Origin of the sequence: Puniceicoccus vermicola, from assembly GCF_014230055.1 — a bacterium.
Classification (GTDB): domain Bacteria; phylum Verrucomicrobiota; class Verrucomicrobiia; order Opitutales; family Puniceicoccaceae; genus Puniceicoccus; species Puniceicoccus vermicola.
Genome location: NZ_JACHVA010000111.1, coordinates 1 through 15,151, shown reverse-complemented (window position 1 = coordinate 15,151; position 15,151 = coordinate 1). Strand labels below are relative to the sequence as shown.

Genomic DNA, 15,151 nt, shown 5'->3' with positions numbered 1-15,151 from the left:
GAAACGGTTTACTTGACTGTGTAGATTGAAAGAGGTGGGTTGAATTCTTCCGGCGGACAGGATGCGCCCTTGACGCGGTGAGGAGTGAGTCGAGCCGAAGGCTAGGAGTCAAAGCCGCAGCGCGCAGGGATCGACAAGGGATTCGATCCCATTTCCATGGCAGAGGTTCGCTTACGAAACCTGAAACGAGAGACCTCGGCGGCGAGGACGATTGTTTGCCCGATGGAGAACGTCGTGCCCCCCCCCTTTGGATTTTTTCAGATGGGTGAAGCGAACAAGGAATAAGGGAAACCTTCGAGAGTAGAGCTGGGTAGAAGAGGGTGCTTGTTAAGAATCAAGACTTGAAGTCTTTTTTGTGCCTTTCATAGCGTAAGCGTGTTGGTTGCCCCCGCAAACAGGCTTCGATATCGCGCAATCCTTCCCGGTAAGTGAGCTGGGCGAAGACCATGGAAAGGAATTGATCCCGGGCCGGAAACTTGCGGTTCGCCCTCGGCATCGGAAAGCGATTGACGCATCGCGTCAGTTCCTTGGGATCCAGAATATCTATGACCTGGGTGAAAACGAGTCGTCCGGCGTTCATCTCCTATTGAGAATAGCGCAGCCGGGAAGCAGTCAGGCGTTTCAAGTGCAGGACAACCTTTTTCCTTTATAAGCATCTTCAAATGAAGCACTTGAGAAATATTAAACCACGCTGAACTGGACAGCAGTGATCTGATATGCATCAAGTAGACTGGGTTTTCGTTAAAAACTTGGATGAATTCGTCATTGTTTATGAGGAAACGCGCCCCAATGGATTCACTGATCCTGTTCACTAAATTATGAGAATTCATGACTTTACTGTTATAGTTTCGAGTCACTGGACAATCCTCTGTGCATTGAAGATTCTATGTTCAGACTGATTTTCTGTCCTACGCCTGAATCCGAATTATCCCATTATGAAAAATGCCATCGCTATCACTCCATTTTTGCGACCTTCTGTATTATTGGCCGCATTTCTGTCGTCACTAACTGTCAATGCAACCGATTTTAATTGGACTGCCAATGGAGGCACTGCTGGTTGGGCAGCCGGTGCCAATTGGGATCAGGGAGCGCTTATTCCCGGAGTATCTGACAATATAGTCGGGTTTACGAATACAGACGGATACAACGCAATATCGATGGGAGGGAGTCGTTCGACCAACTCCATTACGGTAACTGGCGCAACGACTGGATCGGGTGCATTGGCTTTTCTCTCCTATGCTGCAAATTCAAATTTATCGATTACCAGTAGTCTGACGATTAATCAGGCGAATGGAGGCTATTTCACTTTAGTAAATGGGAGTGCCAACGGTACCGTATTTGCTAGCATGGGTTCACTCAATGTACTGCAAGGGACTGCAAATTTTGGTGTTTCAGGGAATGCTGACAAATTCCTAAGTTCTCTTAATGTTTCCGGTGCGACCTCAGTTTCTTCTGGTGCAGTCATGAATGTATTCTCACCGAGTGCTACTTTGAATTCACTCAATGTAGATGGTACACTTTATGTAGCTCGCAGTGGTCTTTCCGGAACTTGGGGCGTATCAGCAACGGGTTTATCTGGATCCGGTTCGGTTGCCGCAACGGATACGGGCACTGGAACGAGTGGCATTTTAACTATTAATAGTAGTAGCGAATCAGAGTTCACCGGGGTCTTATCCAATGGTGCTGCCGGGAATACTCTCAATTTGGTGAAGTCAGGAAGTGGGACTCAGATTCTGAGTGGTGATAACACCTATACCGGGACGACAATTGTAAATGCGGGAATATTGCAGATCAATGGAAATCAATCTGCGGCCACAGGGGGGGTGACCCTGAATGATGGAGCTATGCTCGCAGGTTATGGTAGCATTGGGGGTGAAGTGACCGCCAACAGTGGGGCGATCATCGCTGCGGGTGGCAATGGGACTGCTGGAACATTGACACTCGCCAACGGTTTAAACCTCGCAGCTAGCGGTGGCGCGGAACTCACCTTTGACCTCGGAACGGTTTCGGACCTGATTCTTTTGACTGGAGGCACCTTGACTGGGAATTCCAGTGGAGAGACAATCGTGAATGTATTGCTGGATGAGGGTGCTTCTCTGGGCAGTTATGTATTGCTTGATTGGACCTCAGCCAGTGCTTTGGGAGTCGATGCCTCGGACTTCCTTCTTGGAGCCGGCGGGATTGATGGTAATTTCAGTATTGATGGATCACAACTTGTTTTGAATGTGACAAGTATTCCTGAACCATCGACGCAAGCGATCTTTGGTTTGGTCGTATTGATGGCGGCACAACGTTTGATGAGACGGCGTAAAGTCTAAAGCCTTGTCATCACCAGTTCTTACAAAGAATATACACGTATCGTGGAGATGCGTAAAAAGATTAGTCATGTCTACATTGAGACTATTTACGATCCTACTATTACTTCTATTTCGGATTCAGACTCTTGCGGCTGCAGATCAACCCTATATAGAGATAACGCAGGATGGCATTCAAGTTGAGTTAGATGGTGTAGAGACTTTCAACATTGAGGGTCCCTATATTATTGATAACGCCGGTGGGCGGATTGAAGGCAACTTTAGTATTCAGAACTCCAAATCAGCACTGATTCAATATCCAGGAGGCGCAGAAGTAGAAATTTCACTGGATGCAGCACGCGCGGAGCTTCACTATCAGATTAACGAATTCCCCGAGGTGAATTACAACGGGTTTCGCATCGCAGTTCTCCTGCCTTTATTTTATGGCAATGGCTGGTCATTTGTCTTGGGGGATGATGCACCCCGCTTGTTCCCGAAAAAGTTAGAGCAAGCGCGCTACCAAACCATGGGAGAGTCGTTTTCGATACTATCGCCGAACGGTAGTGGTGTGCAGTTTGAAACGACGAAAGGTTTACAGGTGTTACAAGACAATCGTCAGTATGGTTGGAGTCGTTATCAGTATACTTACGAATTAAGACAGCTCAAAAAGGGGCACGAGGACGAATTTACAATTGAATTGGCCTCGGTCCGCGCCACAAGCGATTCGGATGTCGCAATTTTGGATGCTTTTGGTCAATTGAAAGCATTAGACTATTCGGATAAGGTCCAATCTGTCGATGAATTGAAGTCCGACATCGAAGCTGACCGTCAATATTATGAATCCTACCCAGAGTTAAACCGCAGCGTATATGGAGGTGATGATGCGGTCCGTTTGGAAGCTACCGGTTTTTTTCGGGTGGATGAGTGGCAGGGGCGAAAAGTCATGGTCGATCCTAAAGGAAATCTGTTCTTTCAATTGGGTGTCTGCGGAATTCAATCACATGACGATGCAACCTTTGTTACCGGACGTGAAGAGATTTATGATTGGTTACCGTCATTCAATAGCGAATACAAATCGGCATTCTTTCGACAGAACCCATCGAATTTTTCATTTTATCGGGCTAATTGGATTCGTAAGAATGAAAAAGAATTCAATTATTTGGACTGGTCCAGAGAAGCGATAAAACGACTGCGAAAGATTGGTTTTAACAGCGCAGGTGCTTGGGCTGAGATCACCGATGCCTATGCCGAAGAAGAGTTTCCATATTCTGTGATGCTCAATTCCTTTGCTTTTGGTGAGCTGGCTAAAGTGCCGGGCTTAAAAGCGACTGTATTCGATCCATTCGCTGAAAATGTGGAGGCTAACTTAAGGGATGCTTTTCGTCGCTATGTTGCGCCGGAGGCAGAGAACCCCCTGATTATCGGTTATTTCCTCGGCAACGAGGCGAATTATCAGGATATCCCGAGGATCGTGCCGGCGCTGAATGGTTCCCACCCGGCCAAGGTAGAAATGGTGAAGCTACTGCGGGAAAAGTATGCAACCATCGATGCATTCAATAAGGCGTGGGAGCCAGAGAATGATTTTCAGGACTTCGACAGCTTACTGGATGTCAAGCTGATGCCAACAACGGAATCGGCTTACCGTGACATGTCCGCTTACTTGCGGCACTTTCTTGAAGCGTATTTTGGCACTGTGACTCGTCTCTTTCGGGAGTATGATCCGAACCACCTGTTACTCGGCGACCGGCTGATGCCCAGCACCTGTAGCAACCGTGATGTGCTCGAGGTGAGTGGAAAATATATGGATGTGATTAGTGTGAATTACTACACATTTGGTCTTGATCCTAATTTCCTGAGTCGTGTTCACCGACTGACCGGTGGGCGACCTCTGATCTTAAGTGAGTGGTTCTTCTCGGCATCGACTCAGGGAGCGATTGGAGGACGTGAGGTAGATAGTCAGGAGGAGCGTGGAATGGCCTATCGGCATTATGTTGAAAATGCAGCAACACTTCCTTATGTGGTTGGTCAGCAGTGGTTCACCTACTTAGACCAGTCTTTGACGGGGCGCTTTTTCCAAAAGCTGAACGGTGAAGCTGCCAACACAGGCTTAATCAATGTTGTTGATCGTCCTTACAAAACATTGATGCAGTATGCCTATCAGACTCACCGTGACATTTATAAGGTCATGATGGGAGAAAAAGCTCCCTATCAATTTGATGACCCTCGCTTTATCTATGATCAGCGGGATCGCAGCAAAATGGTGGCAGCACCCCACGTCCCAGGTAAAGTTCAACTGGATGGCTTGATCAATGATTGGCCCGGAGTCCCCGGAGAACCGATCAGTTCGAGCCGAATTACTTATGGGGTGGAAGATCCGGAATTCTTTGCTGATTTTCGGGTCGCTTGGGATGAAAAGTATTTCTACTTCTTTGTGCATGTAAATGATACTACGCCACGACAGAATGCTCAGCCGCTCCATCGTTCTTGGGATGCGGACTGTGTGGAATTTTTTATTGGTCCCGCCAGCGATGAGGAGGTGATAGCTCGTCGACTTTCTGATCGTCAGTTTATGATACATTCTAACTTAGCTGAAGCGATTGTTCTGCCTGAAGGGGAAACCCGAGAATGGGGTGAACTCGTCTTGGTCGATGACGTGAATGGAAAAGGGTATTCGATTGAAATGGCCGTTCGTTGGGACTATTTGAATCTGCGGCCGGAAGAAGGACTTGAGCTGATGTTCGATGTGGCGGTTGACGATAGCACTGCGGGGCATCGCCGCGTTCGACAAATTATTTGGAATGGTGATGCTCGAGCATCGAGTGACCCAAGCACTTGGGGGCGGGTTAAGCTAGTTCGATAGATTTCGACCGTTTGTATCAGACGGTTCATGATAAAAGCTTATACATTCTCGTCTGCTTGTGGATTGACTGATACAGACCGATTTAAGTAACCTATGGCTCGTTTGGAGCAACGCATACGCATCAAAGATATAGCGAAAAGCATCGGGGTCAGCCCGATGGCAGTTTCGCTTGCCTTGAGAAATCAACCCGGTGTCTCAGACAAAACAAGGAAGAGGATCCTGTCCAAAGCGACGGAGATGGGATATGTCGCCGACCCAGCGATGACAGCGCTCTCCGCTTATCGAACACGGCGTCACTCGCGCAAGGAGTTTGCGACAATTGCCATTCTGGATAATTGGCCCGCAGTGCATGATTGGGCTGAATTCGCATCAGCCTCCCTTTTGTTGGATGGGGCTAGAGAGAGTTGCTCGAAATATGGCTATCAATTGGAAGTATTTCGGACGGTCAAACAGTCGATCAGTGACCGGCGACTATCTGATATTCTATATTCCCGGGGAATTCGGGGCTTGGTCATTGCACCACTATGTAATCCCGAGAAAACTCTGGACGTTGATTGGAGTAAGTTTTCAACCATTACGATTGAGCAACCGTTTTCACTTCCCGATTTTCACTATATTAGTCCGGATTATCTATGGGATATATCTCAGGTTTGGCGAAAATTGATGGAACGTGGTTATGAGCGGATCGGGCTGGTCTTACCGCACGAGGCCGCTGAGCGAGTGCAATACCATTGGGCCGCGGCTCATATGTTTGAACAGCAGAAGAATGCCCCGCAGTCGAAGCGACTGCCCATGCTGTATCTTAAGGATTACGAGAAGAAGGCAACGTTCCTTAAGTGGCTGAAGCAAACGAAACCGGATGTTGTTATTTCTAAAAATGAAGTGATTTATCGATGGCTTCGTGAAGACGGTTATTCGATTCCAAACGATATTGGCTACGTGAGTCTAACTGCATGTGATGAGCCGCATATCAATCCTGCCGGAATTACCCAAAATCGCCGGCTTATGGGAAAGTTATTGATTGATATTCTCCATGGTTTCCTCATGCAGCAATCCAGTGGGATCGAAGCGGCCAAGGTCGGCACAACGGTTCAAGGAACGTGGACTGAAGGCACTACAATTAGATCCCTTTAGGCCCTCTCAGTATTGATTAGCCGAGTGGAATGACCATGTTCCACGATTCAGTAATGCCTTGCACCAGATCCGAACCAATCGCTGTGGCTGCACAAAAGTGACTGGGCTTGCCCTGAGTGTCTAGTATGAGACTGGGGCGCTCGACAAAGTTTTGCAGGGTTTTTGATCCGTCAGACCATTGAATCTCTCGGTTGTAGCCACGTCTGGTCAGTTGCCAAGTGATTCCATCTTCGGATTCACCTTCAATTCCGCCTCTTTCGCAGCCGCTTATGGAGCCTGTCATATCTTTGATCAACATACGGAAGCGGCCATCCTCGCGCCAGATAAATGGGTCTTCAATGTGTCCTCCATTATCGAATTCGAGTATCGGCTCCTCCGATACTCGGTAATAAGGGCCTGTGTAGTGATCGGCGCGCAAGGCACCAAGGTGTAAGCGACCCAGCTGGTCTTTTGCCGATTTATAGATCAACAGCACGCTGTCATCCGGCATTAGACAAGGGGCCGGGTTTGTCGCCATAAACGCATCCCACCGCCCAGGGCGAGGTGACACAATCGGCACCTCGCTCCGTGTCCATGGGCCGTATGGACACGGCGCAGTTGCCAAGCCGATTCGCTGGTTTTTCCGAGCCTGTATGATCCTTGTGTCGTGTGTCTTCTCATTGGATATACACCCTGGGTCCTGGTTTTGCGCTGGTTTCGCCACTGTAGGACGTTCACCCTCGTAGCAAGTTCCGGTGTAAAACAAAAGCCAGGTTCCATCCTTTGCGCGTCGAACCGTAGGATTGTGTGTCATGCAACCATCCCAAAATTGGTTACCACGTGGTGGCAGGATAACTTGCTCAAACTGATAAGGCCCCTCCGGTGTGGTTGATGTTGCATGGATCACCTCTGAATTTGTCAGCCAGTGGGGGCTAAATGAGCAACCATGTGGCCAGCGGCTGGCAAACATATGGTAGGTGCCGGAATTATCCGACAATACCGTCGGGCACCAAATCCAATAATCTTTATCACGTAGGCCTCCGTTGATCGGGGCCGGTTTCATGTCAGAAAAAAGAGATGAGGGGGCTGTGACTACAGTCGAGGTATGTGGACTTAATTGGCTCATAGGACAGGTATCAAATACTATGAGATGAAAGACGTGGTAGGGTTGTCCACTTTCAGGGAGGTGTATCAGTAAAGTAACTCAGTTGACCGCTTCTGTCGGGTGCAGGAATGCCTTTACCTTTACTATTATAGTTTGGCGCCTGTTGTCCCGGGGAATCCCTTCTACAATTATCTGTCCTCTATGAGTCATCCCCGATTACCTGTATTTTCTTATTCTAAAGAGGCGATTCTCGGACCACAAATGGATGTGCCTTGGGCAGACACAATGGTATTGAACCCATCCATCGTTGAGTTGCCGGGGCGCTCTGAAATCTTTATGCTCTTCCGCGCTTGTGGCGCCGGTGGACCAGAAGCAGAGAGGGAGGGAGTTTCATCGTATCCGATTCAGCTCGGTTCTGCATACAGTGAAGACGGAGGTCAAAGCTGGCAGGCAGATTTTTCGCAACCATTTCTCGCTCCAGCGCTTGCAACCGAAGAAGCCGACATGTTTTGCCAAAGTCGTGCAGGAGCGCCTGTGGTCAATTACTCAAACGGGTGCATTGAAGACCCACGTCTCTTTTGGCTGGAAGGGAAATGCTACCTGGTCACGGCCAGTCGTCTCTTTGCACCGGGAGCTTATTGGATTAAAGACGATCCGGTTCAATGTGCTCCTGAATGGGCTGTATCCGGTCGTCATGGGCTTGGGCGGGCAGCCTCTGAAAACTTAACGGTGAGTGTCTTGTATGAGATTGATCGAGATGCCTGGATCCAAAAGGATTATGCGGCCGCAAGTCGCTATGTCGCCGCGATTACAGATCCCGAGCGAGGTGATAACCGGGATGTGGTCATCTTCCCCGAATTGGTGCAGATTGGTGATCGGCATCGATATCTCAGTTTACATCGTCCAAAGCAACCGGAGTTATATGGGGATGCCTATGATCAGATTGCACCTTCTATTTTTATGGCTTCAGCAGGCTGCTTAGAGGATCTGGGGACTGATAAAGCGGAACACCGACTTTTGGCAGAGCCTATTTTTGATTGGGAAGGCGATCGTATTGGTGCGAGTTGGACCCCCATTCCGATTGGCGACGGAGAGTGGTTACTGCCGTATCATGGCAAGCAAGATGCGCGTATTGGTTACACCCAATCATTTATGATCCTTGAGTCCTGTAAGGACGATTGGATGCGTGTGAAGCATCGCTGCCCAACCCGCATGATGTATGCTTCTCAAGATTGGGAGTTGGCCGGGAAATTTGCGACTCCCTGCCTGTTTACCTGCGGTGGAATTGTCCGCAATGGTCAGCTAATCATGAGCTATGGTGCGGCAGATACCTTTGCTGGAGTGGCGAACGTGAATTTGGATGAACTACTTAATTACATTCGTGCTTTTAATGCTGAAGGACAATTATTCAATGACTTAGAATCGGTCGTAAAATGACAAAACCATCATCTCCCAATATCGTCTTTATTCACGTCGATCAGTGGCGCGCTGATTGTCTTTCGATTGAAGGACATCCCGTTGTGCATACACCTACACTGGATCTGCTTGCGCTGCAGGGTGTGCTCTTTTCACATGCCTATGCTTCCTGTCCGACCTGTGTGCCTTCAAGGGCATCCCTGATGACCGGGCTGACACCGGAACATCATGGCCGTGTCAGCTATCAGGATGGTGTGCCGTGGAATTATCCCATCACGCTACCGGGTGAATTCACGAAGTGTGGCTATCAGACCAAGGCGATTGGCAAATTACACACCTTTCCTGAACGTAACCAGTTGGGGTTCGAGTCGGTTGAACTACATGATGGCTATTTGCATTTCGCGCGTAAACGCCATGGTCAGCCAATTGAAAACGATGACTACCTGGCATGGTTGCGAGAAGAGACTGGACGGGCGAATGCCGATTATTTCGAGCATGGAGTGAATTGTAATTCAATCGTCGCCCGACCATGGCCGATGGAGGAATACTTGCATCCGACGAATTGGGTAACTTCGCGTAGCCTCGATTTTTTGGATACGCGCGACACATCCCGTCCTTTCTTCCTCTACATGTCTTACCATCGACCACATCCGCCTTATGACCCCCCTGGATGGGCCTTGGACCAGTATCTACAAGCTCCGATGCCTGATCCGGTTGTCGGTGATTGGGTGGATCTATATGAGCCATACGACCAGTCTCACAGTCCCGAAGCTTTCCGGGCAAAATATCGCCCTGATATCCTGCAACGTGCCCGCGCAGGCTATTACGGACATCTGACTCATATCGATCATCAGATTAATCGTTTCCTTGAAATTCTTCAGGAGTATGATCTGGCGGAGAATACATGGATCGTCTTTACCTCGGACCATGGCGAGATGTTAGGGGATCACCATCTCTACCGCAAAGGCTATCCTTACGAAGCATCGGCTCGGGTGCCTTTAATTGTGAAACCGCCTCAGTCGGTCGAATATCCCAAAGGCAGTGTTTGTGAAACGGTCGTTGAAATGATGGATTTTCTCCCGACTTTACTGGACTGCGCGGGTTTGCCCGCGCCGGATCAGATTGATGGCCGCAGCTTTTTGAATCATGTGGTCGGCAAGTCTCAAGCGTCCCTACGACCATACTTGCACGGTGAGCATACACTCTTTGGCTATTCGCTGCAGTGGTTGACGGATGGGCGCGAAAAATATGTTTGGCACAGTGGGACCGGTCGTGAGCAGTTGTTTGATCTCTCAGACGACCCGAATGAAGTGAAGGATCTCTCTTTGAATGCAAGCCCGCTGGCGGTTGAAAGACTCGCTGTATGGAGACAGCGGATGGTGGATACACTTCGACATCGGGAAGAGGGGTTTGTCAGTGCCGATGGAGCGCTTCTGCCGGGTCGACCTGTTTCACCGATCCTACAACATCTGCGAAACGCATAGATTGAACCGAGAACGATTGATGCCTCAGTTCTGGACGTCTTGAGGCGGCTGCTTTCTTTCCCGTAGAGGGATCATCTCGATGCTTCCATTCGTTTTTTGCGTAATCAGCAGGTTGACGCACATATCATCTGTCACTCCGAAAGTGCTGTTGAGTTTGGGTTGCCAGCCGGTTTCTTCACGAACGGCCAGTTGAATTGTCACTTTGATTACGCCGCTGCTTGCGGCATCAAAGGGGATGATTTCCGTTTGCATCGGGTCTAGCGCAAAGCGGGTCCCACCCAGAAAACCTGCTACCGTTTCTGAAGTTAGGTTGACTAATCGAGTCTGACCGTTGACTAGTTTATCCCAATCGATGGGGATCGCGTTCACTGTAACTTTCTTATTTGACGAGTCTGGATTGATGAAGAGCGCAGCGCCTTTTAAGTTGCTGTTGATCGGTAGTGCACCCACTGGAGTGTGAACCTGCCGACCGGAGACTTCTGAGAGTCTGTAGAAATACATGGGAGCCGTTCCCCGGTAACTGTATTCGGCCGAGAAGGCGCCATTGGGAATGTAAACTCGCTGAAATCCGCTTTCGGGGTTTCCTATATATAAATCATCGATTGTTTTTCCGACACTAATACCACGCCATGATAATTGAAAGATGCTCTCCGGACTGACGTCTTGAGCATGACCAATATTGAGAATTAAGCTGACGAGTAAGCAGCAGGGGATTGTTTTAATTGATTGAAACATGCGATGCTTTAAATTTGGGGGTCAATCCATTGTAAGCTGAGTATGCGAAACTGTCGTCCGAAATTGGTGCTGACTGCAGCTGTTTCGATCGACTCCGACGGGTCGACTTTATCGGGACAACGTTGCACGACCGCTTCTAGCCAGGCTTGACTATTGGATTCCTCGTTCAGTGGATTGACTGCTTTGCCGTAGGAGCGAATGACGAAGGTATCCGAGCGAGCGGACAGAATGGGGGCGATCGGTGTTAATAAGTCAGCTTGAGTGATATTGGCTGGAGCGCTGTCGTATATATTCCCATAGTAAAAGGTGGGTTCGGGATAATTGCTGCTTTCGGGAGGGAGTGTGATGGCGGGGCCGTTCAGATTGGCGTTCAAGTTAACGGTATTGATGGCCGATTGGAGGGCTCCGGCGACTGCATGCGCTTCATTGGGTCCGCCAGTTGCGACTAAATCCCGGTTGATAAAGTCTGCGAGCGAAAGAAAGGGACCGCGCGCTTCGACTTCGTCAACGATCGCATCCGCGAGTGCGATGATGTCGGATTCGGTCAATTCCCGAACTCCATTCCAAACATGACTGTTGGATGGGTCGGTGATATCGTCGTCATTAATCGCGTCCCCATACGGCTTCGTCAGTCGTGCGAAAAGATAATCCAGATCGCTTTGTTGGCTATTGTCGATCTTGGTCAGGGTATATTCCTGTAAGCCTCCTAATAGCGCTCTCCAGGCCTCGACGGAGTTTGAATTCACATTAAAAGCACCGAGTATGAGCATGTTTTCCGCGGCCCCGTAGGGGGTGGTCGGGATCTGATCGATTGGAGGCAATAATTCAAAACGGTGGTTGCCCGGATTTAGATTGGATTCGTTGGTGTTGAGATCCAGTGTGGAAAGAAAGTAACCATCCCAGATAGCTTCATTGGCACGATAAGCGGTATCGAATGCTGTTTTAAAACTATACCAGAACTGGGTCGAATCATTGTAGTAAGTCTGCGTTCTGAGAACACTGGGATTACCGTTCGAATTACCCAAAGTATAACTCGGCGCATTTGGGTCTGTCTGGTCATAGCCACTTGATTGATTCATTGGACGGACGCTTAAGTCGATGTGTTGAAATTGCCCGATGGAAATGAAATCATTCGGATCATCCGGGATCTCAAAAAGTGTGACTCGATTTTGTGCCGCACTGGTATGGTCAATGCCAAAGTAGGCGCTGCCTGTATTCGCGACGTGGTCAGTCGTAAAGTCACCCAATCCGTAAGCACCACGAAAGAGTCGTGGCGGAATATTGGGGTCCGTATCGTATCCTGTTTGCACCACGTAAGAACCTCTAAGATTATAATTCGCAAGATATCGGATCGAATCGACGTCCACCTTGTAGCTAAAGCCGGCCTTTGGGAAAATGACCAGATTTTCTCCCTGTTCGGCCAGGGCAGAGGTCGGGTTTGTGCCCGCACTATAGCCAATGCCGTCGTAATTATTGAAGTAACTTTCACCAGTCGTTTCAATCAGTCGCATTTTGAAGCGTAAGTAGCCTGAATTGACTAGTTGGAATTCGTAGAAATTGGGCGTGGTGCCATCCGGTAAAGTATCCTGAAATTCAAGGTAGGCACTTTTGAAGTCGTTGAAATCTTCGACGAGTTCATTGCCGTTATATTGTCTCGGTTCTAGCGCATTGACTAAGGATGTATTGACGTTTCCGAGATATTCACCGTTGTCGGCCAGTGTCAGGACTTTGACCTCACCCGGTGCGAAGCTTAGATTTCTGGCATTGAAGAATATCATTCCGCTGAAGTCATTGCTGCCGTTGTGAGGCTTCGGGTCAAAGAGAGCATTATTACCATCTTTGAATTTATAGCCGCCAAAGGACATGGGGCCACTGGATGTCTCCACATTTACCAGAAGCTCAGTCGACGCCAATGAGTTGTGTTGCTGAAAATTAAATTGATAGTCCGCAGCTGCCAGAGGCGCATTGTATGGGTTGTAGAGAACGACTAAGGGGAACATATGCATTCGTAAATTCCCGCCATCGGTGCCCGGATCCGGATCACTGAATGAGAAGTTAAAATAGAGCTTCAGCTGTGTCAGAATCGGATTGATGGCATTACGATGACCGGCAGAGTTGCCGATTTGCCTCATCATCGTTGTGGGTTGAAGTGCGCCAGTTGTTTCAAGGGCGGTGGACGCATCATAAAAATCCTGAAGCAAGCTCCATGCGGGACCAGGCACCGAGGTCCGATTTAACAGCGCTACCGGTTCCTGGTAGAGGTAGCCAGTGGGCAAGGCATTGTTCTTCAGCATCCAGGTTAGATCCTGACGAAGTCCGCCTCGCCGCTGGTCGCTGAGCACACCTCGACTATGCAGACTAAGGTTGTGGAAATGTGCTTTGCGAAAGCTATCTTTCAGGCTCGGGCTCAGGTCGATCTGGTCAATCGATAGAAATTTGCTCAACGTCAGCTCATCAGATGGAAATCTGGTCCCAATCACTTGACTGTCCGTGCTCGTATCTTCACGCATCAACTGAGTTCCCGTCCTCGGCATGACGAGCATGCGCCGTGGATCGTTCGGACGCGTAGTTGCGAGGTCGTCGTATAAATCAATGCGTGCCTTTGAAGCTTCGTCACTTATCCAGTAAGCGTAGACGCCCTGATCATTCGTGTTGCTCTCGATCGTGACTGGCGGGGCACTGACTCGATCGCTTGGATCATTCACTGTGTCGCTCCCTACTAGAATCGGCCAATCGGGAGTGGCCGAGTTGGCAATGTCCGAGATGAGACTCTGATCATCGCCTGATACTAAGATTTTCTGTAAAGATGGTGAATAGCTGGTCAGATTGCGGCTGCTATCATAGGAGCCTGCATTTGCCCAAACAGCGGTCCAGTATCGCTTATCAGCGTGTGGGCTTAATGTCGAATCAACCGATATCGGCCCCGTCGCGACGGCGTCGGCGCCAGCGGATTGTTGCAGTTCGCCGAGCGCAATATGTAAGCCCAATAGGGCATTTTGTTTGGCAGATAATGTGCGGGATAAAGTGGAACTACTTTGTTGCTCCACTTTGGTCATAGTTGTCAGAGTCAGCAAGAGAAGGAGGATGAACGCCATCAAAGACAGGGAGATGACCAATGCAAAGCCAGCGGTATTCCGTGATTTAGAATGTGTCGAAAGGGGGCGTTTAATCTCAGACATAGCTTGGCTCGGCTTGTAGGAAATGGTTAAAATAGGGGGGCTTATAGCCGATCACAATAAAAGTGATACTTTCAATCAGGGTCAATTGACTGTAAGTAGATAATATACTTTAACAGTAAATCAAACGGGGCGTATCGATGTTTCGATACGCCCCGTTTAACTGTATCTCGGCTTACACTAACTGGTTAGACTCTTTCCAGATTTGCAGGGCTTCTAGGCCGCGTGGACAAATTCAAATTTAATCCAATCTACTATTGCAGAGAGAGTTACGAATCCGAGGAAGGTTTTGGGGAGTTGCTCGTATCGTGTAGCGACTCTTCTGTATGATTTTATTCTGCAGAAGAAGTTTTCGACGATTCTTCGAAGCCTACCGATTTCCTTGTCGTAAGAGATCGTCTCTTTTCGATTCGCTTTAGGAGGGATGACGCAGAACCCTCCCGCCGATTCAATATGACTTCTGATGCGGTTGGCATCATAGGCCTTGTCGGCGAGAACGAACTTGGCTTTCAAGTTCTTGGGAAGGGTTTCGATGGCACTGACACTGTCGTGTTCATTGCCGGGAACCAAGACAAGGGAAACGGCTCTTCCGGCAAGATTTACCACAGCAGAGAGTTTTGTATTTCTGCCACCTTTGGTTTTTCCAAGTTTTTGTTGTTCAGAATCTAAGGGACTCCGGGAAGCGTCCTGATGAGCCTTGATATGGGAGCCGTCCAGCATCAAGGCGATTTCGTAGTCAGAGTGCTGTTCCGTAAGATTCTGCAGAATCCATCCCCACATGCCTGAACCACACCAGCGGCGAAAACACCGCCAAACACTGTTCCATTTTCCATAACGTTCAGGCAACTGATTCCAAATCGAGCCCGTGCACAATATCCACCAAATCCCATTGAGCGTAGCGTCAAGGTTTCCAACCGGACGCCCTCGGTGGCTTCCTACCTCAGTGCGATATAGGTTGTTAATTTTTT

At 48.9% G+C, this 15,151-nt stretch carries 10 protein-coding genes; 5 read left to right on the top strand and 5 right to left on the bottom strand.

Annotated elements, in window-relative coordinates; all coding sequences use genetic code 11:
- Nucleotides 1-334 precede the first annotated feature (334 nt).
- Nucleotides 335-580: a DUF4372 domain-containing protein gene (locus H5P30_RS22720; protein WP_185693626.1), complete on the bottom strand. Its 246-nt coding sequence runs from the start codon at nt 578-580 to the stop codon at nt 335-337.
- Nucleotides 581-935: 355 nt separating this feature from the next.
- Here H5P30_RS22720 and H5P30_RS14425 point away from each other — a divergent pair, with 355 nt between their 5' ends.
- The 3 genes from H5P30_RS14425 (at nt 936) to H5P30_RS14415 (ending at nt 6,288) form a co-directional block, all read left to right on the top strand.
- Complete coding sequence (locus tag H5P30_RS14425; RefSeq protein WP_185693625.1) at nt 936-2,318, top strand: beta strand repeat-containing protein; 1,383 nt, start codon at nt 936-938, stop codon at nt 2,316-2,318.
- A gap of 67 nt (nt 2,319-2,385) precedes the next feature.
- On the top strand, nt 2,386-5,154 hold the full coding sequence (locus tag H5P30_RS14420) for a sugar-binding protein (protein WP_185693624.1): 2,769 nt from the start codon (nt 2,386-2,388) through the stop codon (nt 5,152-5,154).
- Nucleotides 5,155-5,247: 93 nt separating this feature from the next.
- Nucleotides 5,248-6,288 (top strand): LacI family DNA-binding transcriptional regulator, encoded by a 1,041-nt coding sequence (locus tag H5P30_RS14415; protein WP_185693623.1) that lies wholly within the window; start codon nt 5,248-5,250, stop codon nt 6,286-6,288.
- A gap of 16 nt (nt 6,289-6,304) precedes the next feature.
- On the opposite strand, the gene H5P30_RS14410 is transcribed toward H5P30_RS14415, so the two are convergent.
- Nucleotides 6,305-6,778, bottom strand: a complete 474-nt coding sequence (locus H5P30_RS14410; RefSeq protein WP_185693622.1) for a glycoside hydrolase family protein — start codon at nt 6,776-6,778, stop codon at nt 6,305-6,307.
- A gap of 795 nt (nt 6,779-7,573) precedes the next feature.
- Between H5P30_RS14410 and H5P30_RS14405 the strand changes: the two genes are divergently transcribed.
- Complete coding sequence (locus tag H5P30_RS14405; RefSeq protein WP_221774374.1) at nt 7,574-8,809, top strand: glycoside hydrolase family 130 protein; 1,236 nt, start codon at nt 7,574-7,576, stop codon at nt 8,807-8,809.
- Nucleotides 8,806-10,272, top strand: coding sequence for an arylsulfatase (locus H5P30_RS14400; protein WP_185693621.1), 1,467 nt, complete (start codon nt 8,806-8,808; stop codon nt 10,270-10,272). The genes H5P30_RS14405 and H5P30_RS14400 overlap by 4 nt, the downstream gene beginning before the upstream one ends.
- Before the next feature lie 24 nt (nt 10,273-10,296).
- On the opposite strand, the gene H5P30_RS14395 is transcribed toward H5P30_RS14400, so the two are convergent.
- The 3 genes from H5P30_RS14395 to H5P30_RS14385 all read right to left on the bottom strand — a co-directional run.
- Nucleotides 10,297-11,007, bottom strand: coding sequence for a hypothetical protein (locus tag H5P30_RS14395; protein ID WP_185693620.1), 711 nt, complete (start codon nt 11,005-11,007; stop codon nt 10,297-10,299).
- Nucleotides 11,008-11,015: 8 nt separating this feature from the next.
- A complete protein-coding gene (locus H5P30_RS14390; protein WP_185693619.1) occupies nt 11,016-14,186 on the bottom strand; it encodes a hypothetical protein in 3,171 nt (1,056 codons plus the stop codon).
- A 213-nt stretch (nt 14,187-14,399) separates the two neighbouring features.
- A partial coding sequence (locus H5P30_RS14385; protein ID WP_185693618.1) for an IS5 family transposase occupies nt 14,400-15,151 on the bottom strand: 752 nt, incomplete at its 5' end.